This window comes from Neisseria sp. (assembly GCF_030523955.1).
Lineage (GTDB): Bacteria > Pseudomonadota > Gammaproteobacteria > Burkholderiales > Neisseriaceae > Neisseria.
On the sequence record NZ_JAUNHL010000014.1, the window covers coordinates 1 to 17,701 of the forward strand.

General features: G+C 49.2%; 19 protein-coding genes and 1 pseudogene. 13 read left to right on the forward strand and 7 right to left on the reverse strand.

Features of this window, described 5'->3' with window-relative positions:
• The 3 genes and pseudogenes from Q4C79_RS04350 to Q4C79_RS04360 all read right to left on the reverse strand — a co-directional run.
• Positions 1–346, reverse strand: a pseudogene (locus tag Q4C79_RS04350) (glycine dehydrogenase (aminomethyl-transferring)); the annotation flags it as partial.
• A 353-nt stretch (positions 347–699) separates the two neighbouring features.
• Positions 700–1,434, reverse strand: coding sequence for a UDP-2,3-diacylglucosamine diphosphatase (locus Q4C79_RS04355; protein WP_303089849.1), 735 nt, complete (start codon positions 1,432–1,434; stop codon positions 700–702).
• A gap of 117 nt (positions 1,435–1,551) precedes the next feature.
• Complete coding sequence (locus Q4C79_RS04360; RefSeq protein WP_303089806.1) at positions 1,552–2,706, reverse strand: MFS transporter; 1,155 nt, start codon at positions 2,704–2,706, stop codon at positions 1,552–1,554.
• Between the two features lie 240 nt (positions 2,707–2,946).
• Here Q4C79_RS04360 and ilvE point away from each other — a divergent pair, with 240 nt between their 5' ends.
• Positions 2,947–3,945 (forward strand): branched-chain-amino-acid transaminase, encoded by a 999-nt coding sequence (ilvE, locus tag Q4C79_RS04365; RefSeq protein ID WP_303089807.1) that lies wholly within the window; start codon positions 2,947–2,949, stop codon positions 3,943–3,945.
• A 128-nt stretch (positions 3,946–4,073) separates the two neighbouring features.
• On the opposite strand, the gene Q4C79_RS04370 is transcribed toward ilvE, so the two are convergent.
• The 4 genes from Q4C79_RS04370 to Q4C79_RS04385 form a co-directional block, all read right to left on the reverse strand.
• Complete coding sequence (locus Q4C79_RS04370) at positions 4,074–4,625, reverse strand: DNA-3-methyladenine glycosylase I (protein WP_303089808.1); 552 nt, start codon at positions 4,623–4,625, stop codon at positions 4,074–4,076.
• Complete coding sequence (locus Q4C79_RS04375) at positions 4,622–5,509, reverse strand: EamA family transporter (protein WP_303089809.1); 888 nt, start codon at positions 5,507–5,509, stop codon at positions 4,622–4,624. Before Q4C79_RS04375 ends, Q4C79_RS04370 begins: the two co-directional genes overlap by 4 nt.
• A gap of 132 nt (positions 5,510–5,641) precedes the next feature.
• Entirely contained in the window at positions 5,642–6,331 is a 690-nt protein-coding gene (locus Q4C79_RS04380; RefSeq protein WP_303089850.1) for an aspartate/glutamate racemase family protein, read from the reverse strand.
• A 184-nt stretch (positions 6,332–6,515) separates the two neighbouring features.
• Positions 6,516–7,175 (reverse strand): IS1595 family transposase, encoded by a 660-nt coding sequence (locus Q4C79_RS04385; protein WP_303089810.1) that lies wholly within the window; start codon positions 7,173–7,175, stop codon positions 6,516–6,518.
• Positions 7,176–7,584: 409 nt separating this feature from the next.
• Between Q4C79_RS04385 and ssb the strand changes: the two genes are divergently transcribed.
• From ssb to virB10, 12 genes are all read left to right on the forward strand, one after another.
• Positions 7,585–8,082, forward strand: coding sequence for a single-stranded DNA-binding protein (gene ssb / locus Q4C79_RS04390; protein ID WP_303089811.1), 498 nt, complete (start codon positions 7,585–7,587; stop codon positions 8,080–8,082).
• A gap of 92 nt (positions 8,083–8,174) precedes the next feature.
• Positions 8,175–8,795 carry a lytic transglycosylase domain-containing protein gene (locus tag Q4C79_RS04395; protein ID WP_303089812.1) on the forward strand — a complete coding sequence of 207 codons (621 nt, stop codon included), beginning with the start codon at positions 8,175–8,177 and terminating at the stop codon, positions 8,793–8,795.
• A 92-nt stretch (positions 8,796–8,887) separates the two neighbouring features.
• A complete protein-coding gene (locus Q4C79_RS04400) occupies positions 8,888–9,211 on the forward strand; it encodes a hypothetical protein (protein ID WP_303089813.1) in 324 nt (107 codons plus the stop codon).
• A gap of 13 nt (positions 9,212–9,224) precedes the next feature.
• Positions 9,225–9,647, forward strand: a complete 423-nt coding sequence (locus Q4C79_RS04405) for a VirB3 family type IV secretion system protein (RefSeq protein WP_303089814.1) — start codon at positions 9,225–9,227, stop codon at positions 9,645–9,647.
• Entirely contained in the window at positions 9,556–11,967 is a 2,412-nt protein-coding gene (locus Q4C79_RS04410; protein ID WP_303089815.1) for a conjugal transfer protein, read from the forward strand. The genes Q4C79_RS04405 and Q4C79_RS04410 overlap by 92 nt, the downstream gene beginning before the upstream one ends.
• Before the next feature lie 117 nt (positions 11,968–12,084).
• On the forward strand, positions 12,085–12,747 hold the full coding sequence (locus Q4C79_RS04415; RefSeq protein ID WP_303089816.1) for a type IV secretion system protein: 663 nt from the start codon (positions 12,085–12,087) through the stop codon (positions 12,745–12,747).
• Between the two features lie 56 nt (positions 12,748–12,803).
• Positions 12,804–13,730: a type IV secretion system protein gene (locus tag Q4C79_RS04420; protein ID WP_303089817.1), complete on the forward strand. Its 927-nt coding sequence runs from the start codon at positions 12,804–12,806 to the stop codon at positions 13,728–13,730.
• A 287-nt stretch (positions 13,731–14,017) separates the two neighbouring features.
• Entirely contained in the window at positions 14,018–14,491 is a 474-nt protein-coding gene (locus Q4C79_RS04425) for a hypothetical protein (RefSeq protein ID WP_303089818.1), read from the forward strand.
• Positions 14,492–14,568: 77 nt separating this feature from the next.
• Entirely contained in the window at positions 14,569–14,691 is a 123-nt protein-coding gene (locus Q4C79_RS04430; protein ID WP_303089819.1) for a hypothetical protein, read from the forward strand.
• Entirely contained in the window at positions 14,691–15,410 is a 720-nt protein-coding gene (locus Q4C79_RS04435; RefSeq protein WP_303089820.1) for a virB8 family protein, read from the forward strand. The genes Q4C79_RS04430 and Q4C79_RS04435 overlap by 1 nt, the downstream gene beginning before the upstream one ends.
• A gap of 9 nt (positions 15,411–15,419) precedes the next feature.
• Complete coding sequence (locus Q4C79_RS04440; RefSeq protein WP_303089821.1) at positions 15,420–16,235, forward strand: TrbG/VirB9 family P-type conjugative transfer protein; 816 nt, start codon at positions 15,420–15,422, stop codon at positions 16,233–16,235.
• Between the two features lie 17 nt (positions 16,236–16,252).
• Entirely contained in the window at positions 16,253–17,686 is a 1,434-nt protein-coding gene (gene virB10 / locus Q4C79_RS04445; RefSeq protein WP_303089822.1) for a type IV secretion system protein VirB10, read from the forward strand.
• Positions 17,687–17,701: the final 15 nt, after the last annotated feature.

Below are 17,701 nucleotides of genomic sequence, written 5' to 3' on the forward strand. Positions count from 1 at the left end.
CGATTTCGGCCTGATACGGCGTGTAGGCGGTGTACCAGCCGGGGTTTTCCAGCACGTTGCGCAGAATCACGTTCGGCAGGCGGGTCGGATAATAGCCCAGCCCGATGTAGCTTTTGTTCACTTTATTGTGCGCGGCCAGCGCTTTGATTTTCGCCAGCGCGTCGGCTTCGGTGAGCGCCTCGGGCAGATTCAGCGCCTCGGGCATACGGATGCTTTGCGGCACGGTGTTGCCGATAAAGCCCGCCATATCTTTTTCGCCCAGCGCCGAGAGCAGCGCGGCTTCGTCGGCAAAATTAATATGGCGTGCTGCAAATTCGTTTCGATTGAATAAATCGTTGAAATTCATGTTTTCCTCTGTATTTCTGCAAAATGGCAGCGCATGAAAACGCGCTGCCCGAAAGCCGGAAATTTTACCCGATTTCCGAATAATTTTGAAGACAAGCAAAGCGGATTAATCTGATGGGAAAGAGAAAGTTTTCAGACAGGTATGGCCTGTCTGAAAACCATGTAGATATTTGATAAATAAAAGATAAGGATAAGATTGCCGATTGGACTTGGGATTGGTGTAAAACCGCTTCATATTAACCGCTCCGCCATACCCGGGCTTGACCCGAACATCTGGTTTTCGGCAACATTAAGATAGTCGGGCCAAGCCCGGGTATGACGTGCGTAACTCCCTCAAACAGATTGGCGATACATTCAAGCCAATTCCAACATCAATATTTCCGCCCCTTGCGGCGATACTTTTAAATAACCGCCGCTTCTGCCATACCAATCGGGCAGCACGTAGCGTTTCACCGTGCGGCCGTTGAAACCGTGTTCGTGCACCGCCGGCCGGTGGGTGTGGCCGTGGATAAGCGCCTCGGTTTGCGGGTGCTTGTTTAAGGCCGCTTGAACGCCTGATTCGGTTACGTCGGAAACGGGCGTATGTCCCATCGCCTGTTTTTTCTGTTTGCTGGCGGCGCGGATTTTGGCGGCGATTTTGCGGCGGCGGCTTTGCGGCAGGGCGAGCAGCAGTTTTTGCAGCCACGGATTGCGGATAATGCGGCGGAAACGTTGGTAGGGCACATCGTCGGTGCACATTTCGTCGCCGTGGCTGATCAAATAATGCGTGCCGTAAAGCTCGATTTCGCGGATGTCAGGCAAAAGCGTTATCCCAGCCCGTTCGGCATAATCTTGGCCGAGCAGAAAATCGCGGTTGCCGCAAATGAAATACACCGGCGCGGTGCGGCTGAATACTTTTAACGCGGCGGCGGCTTCAACGGCGATGTCGCTGAGAATATCGTCGCCCAACCATACCTCGAAAAAATCGCCGAGTATATACAAAGCATCAACCTTCCCTTGCCAGTTTTGCAAAGTTTGCAAAAACAGGCGGTTGAGTTTTGGCGTATCATCGGATAAATGCAAATCGGCGATAAAAACAGTTTGCGACATGGGCGAATCAGTCATTAAAAACGAGCCTGCATCATAACCCATTAAACGGCAGCATCCAACTTTTCAGACAGGCATAGATGCTTGGCAATATGCAACCGCCCTGCGGAAAACTTCAAACTATTGCTCCATACCGAATTTGGCAATCAGAACCGCACACAGCTGCACCGCCAGCAGCAGCCATACCACCCCCGGCCAACCTGCTTGCGTATAAGCCAGCCCGCAAAACCAAGCGCCGAGGGTTCCGCCGCCATAGTAGCCCATATAATAGAGGCCGGAAGCCAGCGAGCGCCCTTCCTGCACATTGGCGGCAATATAATTGATGGTCGCCGCCTGCGTGATAAACACGCCGGAAGACATCGCGGTGAGCGCCGCCACAATCACCGGCAACGGCGACCACAGCGTCGCCGCCACGCCCGCCATCGACAAGCCCACCGCCACCATCACCGCCCGCGTACTGCCGAACCGGCTGATCAGGCGCGCCGAAAGCGGAGTGATCACCATGCCGATCAAATAAACGCTGAAAATATTGGCCAGGCTGCCGCTGTCGAGCCGGTAAGGCGCTTCGGCCAGATGCAGATTGATATACGTAAAACAGCCTACCAGCGACCACAACACGCAGGCACCCAGCCCGCAAGCGGCCAGCAGGCGGCGGTTGCGCAGATGCGATTTGAGGGTACGCAAAGCGTTGCCCATATCCGGCTTGGCGACAAAATGCTGCGAAGCTGGCAATTGCTTGGCGACAAACAGCGCACAGGCCGCGCACAAAGCCGCCATCACGAAACACGCCGTGCGCCAGCCGGTGATTTCGCTCAAATGGCCGAGGATAAAGCGGCCGAGAAAACCGCCCAGCACCGTACCGGCCACATACAGCGACATCAGTTTGGTCATCACGCGGCCGCCGAACTCTTCACCGATATAGGCAATCAGCACCACCGTAATCCCCGGAATCGCCACCCCCTGCAAAAAACGGCAGATCAGCATCTGGCCGATGTCCGTTACGCCCGCCATCGTGGCAGTCGGCAGGCCGAGAAACAATAAAGAGCCGACAATCAAGCCCTTGCGCCCGATTGCGTCCGATAGCATACCGATAAAAGGCGACATCAAGGCCACGCCCAATACCGTCGCGCCCACCGCCAGCCCGGCCTCCACCTCGCTGGCCTGCAAATCGCGCATCAACAGGGGCAAAATCGCCTGCACGGAATACACTTGCAGGAAAGCGGCAAGGCCGGTAGCAAATACCGCTGCCTTGAGTAAAAAACGGATCGGTGTCATATTTTTCAGACAGGCATTTTTAAAAAGCGGAAAAGCCGCATTCTACTCCGAGTGCCTACATCCTACTACACTCCGTTGCCCGCCGCCGCGCCCACCCCGCGCTTGCCAGTGGAACACCCTGCCTGTTCATTCCCGGCGAATCGCGCCGATTCCCGCCGACAAGCTTGCCAAACACCCTTTTCCAAGCGTATCTTTATGCCTTTGCAAACCATTTAGTTTTTCATCAAGAGTAACCACATCATGAGCAGACCCGTTCCCGCCGTATTCGGCAGCGTATTCCATTCAGAAATGCCCGTATTGGCTTACGAAAACGGCGCATGGCAGCCGCTTCGCTGGCAATCGGCACACGACCTCACCCTCCCCGCCGGCGCTCATGCGCTGCATTACGGCAGCGAATGTTTCGAAGGCCTCAAAGCCTTCCGCCAGCAAAACGGCAACATCGTCCTGTTCCGCCCCACCGCCAATATCGCCCGCATGCAGCAAAGCGCCAAACTGTTGCACTTGCCGGTTCCCGAAACCGATGCCTATCTGAACGCCTTGGTCGAATTGGTCAAACGCGCGGCCGACGAAGTGCCCGACGCACCGGCGGCGCTTTATCTGCGCCCCACCCTGATCGGTACCGACCCGGTCATCGGTAAAGCCGGCACCCCCACCGAAACCGCCCTGCTCTACATCCTCGCCTCGCCGGTGGGCGATTATTTCAAAGTCGGCTCGCCGATGAAGATTTTGGTGGAAACCGAAAACATGCGCTGCGCCCCGCACATGGGTCGCGTAAAATGCGGCGGTAACTACGCCTCCGCCCTGCCTTGGGTGTTGAAAGCCAAAGAAGAATACGGCGCCAACCAAGTATTGTTCTGCCCCGGCGGCGACGTACAAGAAACCGGTGCCTCCAACTTCGCGCTGATTAACGGCAACGAAATCATCACCAAACCGCTGACCGACGAATTCCTGCACGGCGTTACCCGCGATTCGGTGCTCACCGTCGCCAAAGACTTGGGCTATCAGGTCAACGAACGCAATTTCACCGTAGCCGAAATGAAAGCCGCCGTCAAAAACGGCGCCGAAGCCATTCTTACCGGCACCGCCGCCGTGATTTCGCCGGTAACCTCGTTTGTGATCGACGGCCAAGAAATCGCCGTCCGAAGCACCGAGCGCGGCGAAGCCATCCGCAAAGCGGTAACCGATATCCAATACGGTATTGCCGAAGACAAACACGGCTGGTTGGTAAAGGTGTGTTGATTAAGGTTTTACGATTTGATATTGAAAAATGCCTGTCTGAAAAAATATTTTCAGACAGGCATTTTGTTACAGAGGCTTCCGTTCAAGATTAAAACGGCTTTTTCCAAAGCGCTTAAACAACTTTCTCGTTAACGCGTTTCCGTCCATTTTGGCTTCGCCGCCAACACCTTGGCATAAACCGGGCAGCTTTCCACATGCGCACCCGGCAAATAACCGGTGCTCATCAAAAACTCGTTCACAATCTCGCCGCCGACAAATTTAAAATGCCGTTTAAACAGTTTCACCCATTGCGCCAATTCCAGCGGATGCTGCGCATCGAGCCAGTTTTTAAACGAGCCGTACTCCTGCTGCAACAGCAAAATCTGCTGTGCGTTGTAAATGGCCGCATTCACTTTCAAACGGTTGCGAATAATGCCCGCATCGGCAAGCAAGCGTTCGCGGTCTGTTTCGCCGTAAGCGGCTACCGCAGCGATGTCGAAGCCCGAATAAGCCGCCCGAAACGCCGCCTGTTTCCTGAGAATCGTCGTCCAGCTCAAGCCGGCCTGATTGATTTCCAGCAAAAGCCGCCCGAACAATTCATTATCGCCTTCAATCGGAAAACCGTATTCATGCGCATGGTAATGCCTGTTTGGATTATCCGTATCCTCCGGCAAACCGTTGGCAAATTCGCAATAATTCATCCTATTTTCTCCGGGTTAAACCATTTCAAACGGCCGCCGAACACCTGCACCAGCAAAGAGAACATCACCACCAGCACACCCGCCCAATGCCAGCCGTTCATATATTCGTTTAAAAACAATTTGGCAACCAACAACGCAATCACCGGCACCAGCAACGAGAGCGGCGCGACCTTTCCCGATTCGTAACGCGACAACAGCGCTCCCCAACCGGCATAACCGAACAATCCGGCTACATAAGCCAAAAACGCCACTCCCGTTATGCCGAGCCAACTCATGCCGCTGATTTGCCGCCACACTCCCTCTGCGCCATAAAGCCACCACGATGCCGCGCTAAACGCCAGCAGCGAAGAAATATTGCCCCACACCACCAAAGACAAAGCGTTCACCTTGCCGATAAACTTCACCATGATATTGCCTGCCGCCCAAGCGGCCGCCGCGCCGAAAGAGGCGAACATCGCCGCCCAAGGCACCGCACCCTGATGTTGGCCGATACCGATCAACATCAGCCCCGCCGCCGCCAACATCATGGCCGCCACATGGTTGCGCCGTATCGGCTCGTGCAGCAGCAAGGCCGCCAGCAATACGGTAAAAAACACTTGGCTCTGATGCAGCAAGGCCGCCAAACCGGTAGGCATCCCCAAATGCAGCGAGATAAACAGCAAGCTAAACTGACCGAAACTGATCGCCAGCCCGTAAGATACCAGCCAATACCAAGCCACTTGCGGCCGCGGCAGAATAAAAACAGCGGGGAACATCAGCAATAAAAAACGCAGCATCCCCAATACCATAGGCGACACTTCGTTTAGAGACATCCGCATAAAAAGAAAAGTAACGCCCCACGCGATCAGCACAAAAGCGGCCAGCAAACTGTCTTTGGCGGTCATGAAAAAATCCGTATTGAAAAATAGCTTATCAGCCGAAGTATGCCTGTTTTTGCGCATGGGAAACAGCATGATTGAAATGCCTGTCTGAAAATATTTTTCAGACAGGCATGGATCAACCGGCGCATATTACCCTTAACACAAAGCAAATTCCACCGCTGCCAACGCATGAATTTCCGCGCTGTCAAATACCGGCAGCGGACACTCTTGCGGCTTGAGCAGCAAGCCGATTTCGGTACAGCCGAAAATCACCCCCTGCGCCCCCTGCCGTTTCAAATCGGCGATTGCATCCAAATAATACTGCTTGGCCGCCGCGCCAAAATGATTTCGGCACAACTCCTCAAAAATCACCCTGTGGATTTCCTCCTGCCACCGATCGTTTGGCACCAAGGTTTGCACACCGAAACTTTGCATACGCTCGCGGTAAAAACCGTCGCTCATGGTAAAGCGGGTACCCAGCAGCGCCACCTGCTGCAAACCCTGCTCCCGAATAGCATTTGCAGTGGCATCGACCACATGAATCAGCGGAATCTTGATGACCGCCTCAATCGCCGGCGCCACTTTGTGCATAGTATTGGTAGCCAATACAATCGCCTGCGCCCCCATCCGCTCCAGCTTCAGCGCACTCTGTGCCAACACCTCCCCCGCCTGCGCCCACTTACCTTCACGCTGCAACGCAGCGATGGTTTCAAAATTCACACTGTGCATCAACATATCCGCACTACTGTTTCCGCCCAAACGGCGGTTTACCTCGCGGTTGATCATTTGGTAATACGAAACGGTACTCTCCGGGCTCATCCCGCCGATAATACCGAGCGTTTTCATTGTATCCTTACCATTCGCAGCCGATTCGCCGCTATCTTTACCCTGTTCCATTTTCAACCATCCTCACCTGTTTAACTCAAAATAGCCACGCCGTTGATGCTTTTTATGCCCAAAGCTTTTGGTTTTCGCTGCAACGATTATTGCATAAATTTTGAATGCTCTAGACTAGCAGCTTTATATAAATTTACTTTAAAAGCCTCCAAAGTTTGTGACTCAGTTCATCAGAGTTTCGGTTCCATCGCCGTTCGCATTCCTTCAGGTGCAAATCAAAGTTTTTGATTACGCCGTTGAATTTGGTGAGCCTTAGTTTGGTAAAACTCCAGAAGCTTTCAATACCATTGATGTGCCTGGTACCATCTGCAAACTCATTTTGTCCGTGATTAACGCGCAAATGTTTAGAGTAGCCGACATCGACCAAACCGCTATAACCGCGCCAGCTATTAGAATAAATAACACTCTCTAGAGAGACCTTTCCCAATATAACAGCTTGAAGTGTTTGCTTTTTACAATCAGGAACGATTTCGGTATAAACCCTGCCGTCTCTTTCGAAAATACCAAAGACGGGTTGTTTAAGCGTTCCTCTGCCACGCTTTAACTTGCCATGGGAACCGCGCTGCCGTTTGGCACCAAAATAGCTTTCATCAACCTCTATGCTGCCGTATAACAGGTCTTTTTGCTCGCTTTGGTAGCGGTATATTTCGTGCCTGAAAATGCAATACCAGTGGTTGATGGTATTGCGGTTGAAGCCTGTCAGCAAAGCGGTTTTTGAGGCTTCTATATCGACACAAAAATACTTGATAATTTTTTTGAGCTGATAGTCACTTAACTTGGTGTTATATTTCATTTTTCTAGTCTAACAGAGCTATTCTGCTAGTCTAGTGCCTTGAATATTATGGATATTTAGATTTGGCTGGCGGGTAGCCGATGCAATATTTTGAACTTTTGGGATAAACTCAAACAGGGCGCTTAGTTAGCCCGTGAATTCAATGCAGTAGGCCTTGCAAATGCAAGGCCTTGTATATATGGTGGGTCCGGTGGGTTTCGAACCCACGACCAAGGGATTATGAGTCTAAAAAATTATTTATAAGTATTTGATTTTTAATAAATGTGAAGCCTGCAACTTCAGCCTAATACAGTATCTTTGTGTAAGATTCTGGCACAAATTAGACACACTCGAAAACGAAAACTTAATCCTGCCTCGACCTATTTGGTATGTTTAATTTTTCGTTTTTTTCATTTTTTGGGAGTAAAAAATGTCATCCTTGAACAAAGTTTTCCTTATAGGCAACTTGGGGAGAGCCCCTGAAATACGCTATATGCCCAACGGTGAAGCAGTGGCCAATTTATCGATTGCCACCAGCGAGAGCTGGAATGACCGCCAAAGCGGCCAGCGGGTAGAGCGTACCGAATGGCACAACATCACGATGTACCGCCGCCTTGCCGAAATTGCCGGCCAGTATCTGAAAAAAGGCAGCCAAGTTTATATCGAAGGTCGTATCCAGAGCCGAAAATATACTGATAAAGACGGTATTGAGCGCACGGCTTATGACATTATCGCCAGCGAAATGAAAATGTTGGGTTCCCGAAACGCTTCCGCCGGAGGTGCACCTTTTGATGATGGCAATACTTATCAATCTGCACAACCTGCGCAATCTTATACCGCCGAGCCGCCTGCCGCACCGCGGCGTCAAGCACCGGCTGCCGCACCCGCGGCTCCGGTAGATGAAATTGACGACGATATTCCGTTCTGAAATCCATATAAATTCTCTGTCTCTATGATGAGTTGAAATCAATAAGACCGCCTGAAAAATTCAAGCGGTCTTTTTCTGTTTAAAAGGATTTAATGTTGAAAACTAAAAATGTGTTGGGTTTCATTGCTGCCTTGGCATCAGGTATCTGTGTCTCTGCACCCTATCCACAGTATCAAAATTTAGTAGAAAAACATGCCGCTGCCCAAGGATTGGATCCAAACCTTGTGTGGGCTGTTATGGCTCGTGAAAGCGACGGTAATCGTTACGCTCGCTCTCATAAAAATGCCCAAGGTCTGTTGCAGGTCATTCCGGCGACCGCCGCCCGTATGGGAGTTAATCCCAAACACCTATACAACCCCGAGCACAACATCATTGCGGGCACTCGTTATTTGGCATTTTTGTCCAAGCGTTTCAATGGCAATCTCGATTACATTCTGGCCGGTTACAACGCCGGCGAAGGGGCGGTAGACAAATATAAAGGTATACCGCCGTATAAAGAAACTCAAAATTATGTGCGCTTTGTACGTAGTCGCTATGCTCAACTGAGTGGTAACCCTGCTTATGCTGCAAAGAGTGGCTTGGTTAAGGTGGCTACTTCACGTTCAAACAATAAAACCCCGCAAGCGGTTGCCCAAGCCGTCGCTTTAAAAGCATCAACCAACTCCCCACCGCCGAAACAATACGCAGCGTGGGATGTGTTCCAAGAATTTTAATTTGCTACCCAGCAATATCGTACCCGGCCTAGTGCCGGTTTTTTTATGTCTGCCGCCTTTGTGCGGCTTTTTGTTTTTCAAAAGGAAACAGTATGAATACATCAAATGTAATTTCTCAAAAAGCATCATGGGCTAAAAATGCTCTGATCGCAACAGCTCTTGCCGTAGCGAGCCAAGGGGCGATGGCCGCCGGTTTTGATGATGTCAGCAATATGGCGACAACCATCCGTACCGGCATTTATGTATTCTGCGGCGTCGTCGCATCAATTATTGTCCTCTGGCAGTGTATTGAGGGCGCTCAACACCGCAAGCAATGGGGTGATATTTTGATTACTTGTTTGTGGGTAGTCGGTGCTGCGGCCAGTATCGCGTTCGTGGGCTTCTTATGGACCAAAGGTGGCTCAATGACCTTCTAATAAAGGATGCCAAATGACCGAGAATATCGAAACAGAACAGCCAACCTTTAACGGTATGGCGCGGCAAGCAATGGTGATGGGTGTGCCTCTGCCCGCACTGGCTGTGTGTGGTTTTGTCGGTACGATGGCAGCTATGATGACTTTGCCGATCCTTGAAGGATCGGCATTGTTTTTCCTGGCCCTACCGATACCGTTCATTATGTTTTTCCGCACGATCTGTGCTAATGACGACCAAGCAATCCGTATTTATATGTATGAGTTTAAATGGTTTTTGAGAAAGAAAAACTCAAAAATGTTTGGTGGTACCAGCACCATACTTGCGACTAAATTTGGGAGACAGTTAAGTGATTATCAGCGATTTTTTGAGCAAGGCTCTAGAAAAACAACCGGCTCAATCAGATTTTCTACCGAAAATCTGCCAACACGTCACCAATAACATTGTCCGCTATAAAGACGGGTATCTTGCTTTTGTGATTCGCATGAGCGGTATCCCGTTTGACGGGGTGGATGATAAGCATTTATTTGCCCAATTTGTGTCACTCAGAACCCTGCTCGCCGGTATGGGGAAAACCTTGGGCAACCGGTTGGCTATCTGGGGGACTTTACAGCGCCAGAAAATCAATTTTGACCGCAAATATGAGTTTGATTCCGTTTTCTGCCAAAAATTTGCCGAAAAATATCTGAAACGCTTTCAAAACGAGGATTATTTTGAAAACGTGTATCACATTACGGTTTTGATTAAAACCGACAATATTGATGCTGGCATCAAAGAAGCGGAGGAGCAGATTCAGATCATGATGCGATCCCTCGATGCTTACGATCCGTATCTGTTGACCGCCTATCAAAACCAGAATGGTATTCCATTTTCCGAAGTCTATGAATTTTTCGGCAGCTTGATTAATGGGAAGAAAGAGCCGATTCCATTGTCTACCGTCGACGCTTATCAGATGATAGGCGGAGCAAACTTACACTTCGGTACCGATGTTAGCGAAGTTCGTTCTCAAGACGGCACCATTAAGTTTGCCCAGATGTTCGATCTGAAAGATTTTGGTTTGAGCAAACCCAAAATTTTCAGCGATGTTCTGACGCTGCCCTGCGAATTTACCCTGACTCAAAGCCTGATTTTTGTTAATCCGCATAAAATGAAGGAGAGCATCAAGAAGCAATTGAACAATCTCGAGTCTGCCGGAGACTTGGCTAAAGGCCAGATGGACGAATTACGCGACGGCTTAGGAAAGCTCGCCGCCGGTGAAATGATGTTCGGTGATTACCATTGTGCACTGGTGGTCTATGGCAAAACTGCCGAAGAAGCTTCGACTAACGGTGCCCGTGCGTATTCTACTTTTCTCAATGCGGGTGGTTATCGGTTTACTAAGGCCGGTTTATCAGCACCGGCTACCTTCTTCAGTCAGGTACCGGGCAGTAAAGAAAAACCACGGATGTTTCCGAAAACGACCACCAACTACGCCACGACGTTTGGTATTCACAATTATTCGCATGGTAAGAAAACGGGTAATCCCATCGGTGACGGCTCTGCTGTTATGCCGCTGCAAACAATCTCGAAGACCATCTATGACTTCAATTTCCACTTTTCCAACCCGAAAGAAGACAACTTAGGCGAAAAAATTGCCGGGAATACTTTGCTTTTAGGGGCAACAGGTACCGGTAAAACCACGACACAAACATCGCTCATGGCTTTTACCATGCGGTTCCAGCCAAACTTGTTTGTCATGGACTTGGATCGCGGCATGGAAATTTTCGTGCGTGCTATCGGCGGCAGTTATTTTTCACTTCAGGCGGGTGAGCCGACGGGACTTAATCCTTTTCAGTTGAACGATACGCCTTCCAACCGGGAGTTTCTTTACTCTTTGGTGGGGATGTGTGGAGAGGACGAAAACGGCAAGCTGACGGCAGCTGAAGAAAAGGAAATTCAGTTTGCGGTAGACAGCGTATTAAGTCTGGATTTTGAGCACCGCAATTTCAGCCACTTGCTGCAAAACATTCCGGTTATAAGCGACCCCAATTCTTTGCGGGTTCGTTTGTCAAAATGGTGCCGCAGCGAAGGGGGGCGTTTTGCTTGGTGTCTGGACAATCCGACTAATCGGTTTAACCCGGAAGACTTTACTCGCGTCGGCTTTGACTTGACTGATATTCTGAAAGACGGTTATCCGCCCACTGGTCCGGTGTTGGCCTATATGTTCCATCTGCGAAATATCATGATGCAAAATGTGGCGAAAAGCAGCGGTATTCTGGCAACGATTATCGAAGAGTTTTGGCACGCTGCCCGGTACAAGGTTACTCAGGACATTATGCTTAAAATCCTGAAAACCGACCGTAAGTTGGGTGGCTGGTTGATTCTGGTTTCACAGTCACCGGAAGATGCCATCAATTGCCCGATTTTTGCCGCCATCGTGCAGCAAACTCCGACCAAAATCTTTTTACCTAACCCTGACGCCGAGTTTGATGGCAGTTATGAACGGTGTGGTATTACCCGCAAGGAGTACGATGAAATGGTTAAACTGCCGAAAGAAAGCCGTACCTTCCTGATCAAACAGTCGAAGCAGTCTGCCTTTGCTTTGCTTGACCTTTATGGTTTTAAGGATGAAATGCCCTTTCTGTCCGGTTCGTCTGATAACGTAGAACTGCTTCATGAAGTGATGAACGAAGTCGGTAGTGAAAACGTCAATGATTGGTATCAGCCATTCATCGGCGCTGTACGGCAACGTGATGCGGCAAAAGTCCGTAGAACTTTCTAACGGAGGTATACAACACAGCAAACGTAAATGAATCAATCTGAAATTTGACCCGTGCACGGGTCTTTTTAATGGCCACCCTAGCGGGTGGCTTTTTTCGTTCCTTGCAAGGAGTTTTATATGAAATTGAAACCTCTCAAAAAAACCATAGTGGCCACTATGGTTTCTGTCGGGCTAGTGTTTGGATCAGTAACGCCGGCTTCCGCCAGTGGTATTCCCACATTTGATGGCGCGGCAGCGGCGAATGCAATTCAAAGCTTAATACAGATGAAAACGCAGATTGAAAACCAGATTAAGCAGCTGACCGAGCTTAAAAGCCAGGTTCAGGCGATGACTGGTTCCCGCAATATGGGCAATTTGTTGAAAGATGCAGTGAAGTCCCAGATTCCTTCTGAATGGAGCTCTTTATACGATAGTGTCAAAAACACCGACTACAAGTCCGTGCTCAACGGCAAGTCGTATAAGCCGGAAACCGCATTGCAACTGTTGGCCAATAATGAAGCAATGTCAAAAGCCGCATATGAAGAATTATCTGACCAGTTAGAAAAAATTGACCAATTGCGCGAAGAAATCAACAACACGCAAGACATTAAAGCGGCCACCGATTTGCAAAACCGCATTGCCACCGAGCAGGCCAAAATCAACAACACGCAGATTCAACTCGATATGATGGATCGGTTTTATGCCCAACAAGAAAAAATCGAGAAGAAGAAATATGCAATGCGTGAAGCCTGTATGGCGCGTCATATGTACGACCGTAAGTTTGAAGAATGCAATAACTAACCTCTTCCCGACCGACACCCGGCTTAATGCCGGGTGTTTTTGATAAAGGAAAGTATATGGGACAGACCTTTTTTTCTGATATTGCCAACATGATCATGAACGGGATGGGCACCAACCTGTTCAGCAAGGCGGGCAGTCTGATTGCCGGTGTCGCACCGCTGTTTCAGGTGTGCTTTTCCATTTATGTACTGTTGTTGGCTTTTGATTATTACAAGAAGGGTTTTGATGAAAGCGTTGTCGATATTGGTAAAAGCTTGATCGGATGGGTCATTATCATCGCCTGTGCTTTTAACGCTTCCCAGTATGACAAAATTGCTAATATTCTATGGGAGTTGCCCGACCGCCTGAGTGGTTTTATTTCATCGCAGGAGTATACAGCCAGTGCGTTAGATACAAATGCCAGTAACGTGATGAACACCTTAACCAAAATCCCGGAGTACGCTGCAAGTCTAGACTTTACTCAAGTATCAGATAAGTTGATGCTATATATTGGTTACTTTTTTGTTTTGGTATGTAGCTTTCTGTTTTTTGTAACAAGTTTTGCTTACTATGTTATAGCCAAGCTATCTTTGGCGATGGTGATTGTGATTGGTCCGATTTTTCTGGGTTCACTCTTGTTTCCCTCAACCCGGCAATGGGGCATGAACTGGATTGGTCAAGTTCTAAATTACTCGGTCACCATAATGTTTTTTACTATTCTGGGGTCTTTGCAGCAAGATTTCTTTACAACCCATCTGCAAAATGCTATCGTGGGTGAAATATCTTCCGTAGCACAAGTGCTTGGTCTGATTCCGCTTTTCTTCTTGTCCACCGTTTTCTTTATTTTGGTGGCATGGAATATCCCGTCAATTGCTTCCGCATTGACTGGCGGTGCTTCGGTAAACGGCTTCAGCCGAACATTAATGTCCGTTTATGCTTGGGGTAAGACTAAGAATTTACCTTCTTTCAATAGAAAAGGGGGTAACATCGGACAAAGCAAATAGTGGGGGTTCATTATGTTAGGTAAATTGGCTAAATATTCTTTCTTGCTATGCCTTCTGGGTTGCACGGTTCAATTTATTATCGCCCCCCCATTGAACATGAAGGTTATGCTTTTCACAGTCATCTGCCTATTCATCAGCATGATGTCCTTTCTGGGTTGGTTTTTGGGCGGCCCGATTACCGTTGTGGTGAAAGAAGACCACAGCAACCGTTGAGCTTTAGTAATTATCCACATATCATAAAACCCGTACTAATTGAGTACGGGCTTTTTTATTTGAAGGAGTTTTTTATGAAAATCCGTTTCCCCTTTGCTGTCCCGGCGCTAATCGCCGTTTCCGTCTTGACCGGCTGCGCCCAAATCAATGCCGGTCTGGAAGAATTAAATGGTGCCCTAGGCAAAGCCAATGCCGCCTTGTCCGGCTCAGGCCTTTCTAATGTCACCGGACAGTCCTATACCATCCCCGATAAAGTCACAGCCCAGTATGAAATACGTAACCTTAAGCTTACCCTCAATAAAGTATCGGATAGCCGTACCGATGTTAAGTTTGACGGACAGGCTTTCAATAAAACCAACAAACTTTTGAATGTCGCTATCGTTGTGCCGGTATATGACAAACAAAATTATTATGTAACTTCCGTTCGAGCTGAAGTGAATTTACCGCCTGGTGAGAAAAGCCGTGTTGATAAGATCGCCCCCTTTGCCCTTGAAGACGGCCATCACCTGAATACACAAAAAACCAAATTTACTGTTGCCACCTATTAAAACTACCTCAAACCCAAAACCGTACTAAGCGCCGATTGCCGGCGCTTTTTTTATTTCCGCACGAAAGGATCTGTGCCATGAAAAACTGGATCATTGCCACGGTCGCCGCCGTGATGTTGTGCGCCTGTGCCGGTAAAAACCCGCCCAAGCCGCACGGTAAACCTTTTCCCATTAACAGTAGTGTGAACGGGGGTGTTTAATGGCAGCACAATCTAACAAAACCCAAAAGGGCGGCAAACCCGAGCACCATAAAAAAGCCTTGGCCTTTATTGAAGGAGCCAAGGCTTTTGAGAAGTCTGAAATCGAAATGGTGCGCCGTAACAGCAAAATAGCTTGGCGCATTTCCGGAGTTTGTCTTTTATTGGTCGGCTTGATGGCCGGTGCCATCGCAGGGCTGACACCGTTGAAAGAAGTAAAACCGTTTGTGGTGCGTGTCGATAATAACACTGGGATGACCGATATTGTGACCACGGTTAAGAAGAAAGAAGAAAGCTATGGAGAGGTGCTTGATAAGTATTTCCTAGGCCAGTACATCCGTTATCGGGAAGGTTACGACTGGCAGACCATTCAGGACAGTTACGACGCTACCATGCTGCTGAGTTCTCCAGCGGTTCAGGGAGAGTTCTCTAAAATCTATCACAACAACCCCAACGCCCCGCACCTCAAGCTACGCGGTGAATACAAAGTGGTGGCCAAAATCAATGCCATCACCTTTATTGGTAAAACCGCTCAAATCCGTTTTGAAAAACAAATGATCCCGGTGACCGGCGACTTGGATAAAGTCATTCCGCCACAAAAAATGATTGCCACCATTGGTTTTGAATATACCGACAAGCCGTTTAGTGAGAAAGACCGTGCTGTTAATCCGCTGGGCTTTCAGGTGACCAGTTATCGAGTTGACCCGGAAAACACCCCATAAGGAAAGCGCATGAAACTGAAAAACAATCTTTTGTCCCTGTTGTGCTTGTCTGCTCTTCCTCTGACGGCACAAGCGGTCACCGTTCCGAAATGTGCCTCCCGTGATTGCTATATCCAACAGGCGGTTTACAACCCGAATGAGGTCATTCATATCCGAGGCAAAATTGGCAATGCTTCTTGGATCCAACTGGAACCCGACGAGCGTTTGGTTGGTGACTCTTCATTTTTGGGTTTGGGCGATAAAAAAGCTTGGAATTTGGGCATCAAGGGCAACAACATCGTATTTAAACCGACGGCCAAGCTGCCGGACACAAATCTGTTGATTCAGACCAATAAACGGTCATACGCATTTTCATTGTCACTTAAGCCGGTGAAAAACCAGAAACCCACCTACATTCTTCGTTTTATATATCCCGACTCAAAAGCCGCACAAAGCCGGGCGTTGGCTGATAAACAGGCAAAAGCACTGGATAAGCTGTATCGGGCGGGTAAGCTGAAAAATGCGGTGCACAATCAAAATTATTGGGCATTCGGCGATAAAGCACTGGCACCGACGGCGGCCTATGATAACGGCCGTTTCACCTATCTGAGCTTCGATAACGGCAAAGAGTTACCGATGGTATACAAGGTAATGGACGATGGTTCTGAGGCGCTGCTGAATACCCACATGGAAAACGATGTCATCGTGATTCATGAAACCGCCAAGAAATTTGTGTTGCGGCTGGGCAAGTCGGTGTTGGCTGTTGAGAACCGTGCCTTTAATGAGCAAGGGACGTTTAATCGAACCGGCACGGACAGCAATGACAACGTGCGGGTTAACCGATAAGAACGGAAAGGAATAATATGAATTTTCTTAAAAAAATCAATCCGCTGAAGAAGAAGCATGATAATCCTCATGTCGACGATAATCAAGGCGATGCGGTGTCTCCCGATGACTACGCCGATGGTGACACTCAATATAACGGCATTGAACATGACGGAGCCGAAATAGAAGGCGACCATACCGGTGAGCGATTCGATGAGCAGCGTGATTTGTCTGAAATCGTTCAAAACGAACGGGTGGAGCCGGGTATTCCGCAAGATTTGTCTGCCGGCACAAACAAAAATATGCGTAAAGTCGCGTTTTTGGGCGTCGCTATTGTCGCTGCCGGTGCTGCTGTGGCTGGATTGATTGCATTTACCAGCGGTGATCCTGAGCCGGCGGCAGATGCCCAACAGGCCCAACAGTCATCAGATGTTGCCGCTAACACACGCCCCAAAAACTTTAATCAAGATAAGGAAAAAATCTTAGCTGCCGAACGTGAAGAGGCTGCTGCATTGGCCGCATCGGCGGCTTCAGCAGCGGCAGCATCAGCACCTACTTCGGGGTCGGCTTCAGCGACGGCTACGCCCGCTGACACCGTAAACACGGCTGATACTTCTCAGGCAGCTGAAAAGACCAAAAGTCCTGCGGAATTAGTACGGGATCGCCGCTTGGAAGAAGGTATTTTTGTTGATGACGCTGCTGCCGGAGAAGTTACATTGTCACAGTCTGATTCAAGTGGTGGTAACGCGGGTGGCAGTAGTACTTCCGAGAGTCTGTTGGGTGGGGGTTCGGGTTCTGAGAAGTCCTCCGATAGCGGCTCTTCATTTGCTGCCAAGCTGACACCGTCCTCAACGGTGGCCGCCAACGCAGAACAGCGTGGTGATTTAAGTTATTTGTTGGCCAAAGGCACCAATATTCGTTGTGGTCTTGAAACCCGCATCGTCACCACCCAGCCGGGCTTTACTCGTTGCGTGGTGGTGAAAGATGTGTATTCGGCCAACGGCAAAGTCCTGTTGGTTGAACGCGGCAGTAAAGTGGTGGGCGAACAAACATCGGCGCTGTTGCAAGGCCAAGCCCGGGTATTTGTGTTGTGGAATGAATTGGAAACGCCTTCCGGTGTAAAGGTGTCACTTCGCAGTCCCGGCAGTGGTGCTTTGGGTGAGTCGGGTCATGGTGCCCATGTCCGCTATCATTTCTTGCAGCGTTTTGGCGGTGCAATTATGATTAGTTTGATAAACGATATCGGCAACGGACTGACCACCAGCAATGAAAGCAGCGGAGGCAGCAATAACAATATCACTTACGAGAACACGAGCGAGTCTGCGCAAGAAATGGCGACGGAAGCCTTGAAAAACAGCATCAATATTCCGCCGACAGGTGTGATTAATCAGGGTTCGCTGATTAATATCATGGTAGCGCGAGATGTGAATTTTGATAAGGTTTACGATATTGTGCCGAATCCGATGTATTAGTTTTCTTCAACTGAA

Coding starts and splice junctions, on each gene's coding strand:
- Q4C79_RS04355 (WP_303089849.1), bottom strand. CDS start 1,434: ATGTCGCAAACTGTTTTTATCGCCGATTTGCATTTATCCGATGATACG.
- Q4C79_RS04360 (WP_303089806.1), bottom strand. CDS start 2,706: ATGACACCGATCCGTTTTTTACTCAAGGCAGCGGTATTTGCTACCGGC.
- ilvE (WP_303089807.1), top strand. CDS start 2,947: ATGAGCAGACCCGTTCCCGCCGTATTCGGCAGCGTATTCCATTCAGAA.
- Q4C79_RS04370 (WP_303089808.1), bottom strand. CDS start 4,625: ATGAATTATTGCGAATTTGCCAACGGTTTGCCGGAGGATACGGATAAT.
- Q4C79_RS04375 (WP_303089809.1), bottom strand. CDS start 5,509: ATGACCGCCAAAGACAGTTTGCTGGCCGCTTTTGTGCTGATCGCGTGG.
- Q4C79_RS04380 (WP_303089850.1), bottom strand. CDS start 6,331: ATGAAAACGCTCGGTATTATCGGCGGGATGAGCCCGGAGAGTACCGTT.
- Q4C79_RS04385 (WP_303089810.1), bottom strand. CDS start 7,175: ATGAAATATAACACCAAGTTAAGTGACTATCAGCTCAAAAAAATTATC.
- ssb (WP_303089811.1), top strand. CDS start 7,585: ATGTCATCCTTGAACAAAGTTTTCCTTATAGGCAACTTGGGGAGAGCC.
- Q4C79_RS04395 (WP_303089812.1), top strand. CDS start 8,175: ATGTTGAAAACTAAAAATGTGTTGGGTTTCATTGCTGCCTTGGCATCA.
- Q4C79_RS04400 (WP_303089813.1), top strand. CDS start 8,888: ATGAATACATCAAATGTAATTTCTCAAAAAGCATCATGGGCTAAAAAT.
- Q4C79_RS04405 (WP_303089814.1), top strand. CDS start 9,225: ATGACCGAGAATATCGAAACAGAACAGCCAACCTTTAACGGTATGGCG.
- Q4C79_RS04415 (WP_303089816.1), top strand. CDS start 12,085: ATGAAATTGAAACCTCTCAAAAAAACCATAGTGGCCACTATGGTTTCT.
- Q4C79_RS04420 (WP_303089817.1), top strand. CDS start 12,804: ATGGGACAGACCTTTTTTTCTGATATTGCCAACATGATCATGAACGGG.
- Q4C79_RS04425 (WP_303089818.1), top strand. CDS start 14,018: ATGAAAATCCGTTTCCCCTTTGCTGTCCCGGCGCTAATCGCCGTTTCC.
- Q4C79_RS04430 (WP_303089819.1), top strand. CDS start 14,569: ATGAAAAACTGGATCATTGCCACGGTCGCCGCCGTGATGTTGTGCGCC.
- Q4C79_RS04435 (WP_303089820.1), top strand. CDS start 14,691: ATGGCAGCACAATCTAACAAAACCCAAAAGGGCGGCAAACCCGAGCAC.
- Q4C79_RS04440 (WP_303089821.1), top strand. CDS start 15,420: ATGAAACTGAAAAACAATCTTTTGTCCCTGTTGTGCTTGTCTGCTCTT.
- virB10 (WP_303089822.1), top strand. CDS start 16,253: ATGAATTTTCTTAAAAAAATCAATCCGCTGAAGAAGAAGCATGATAAT.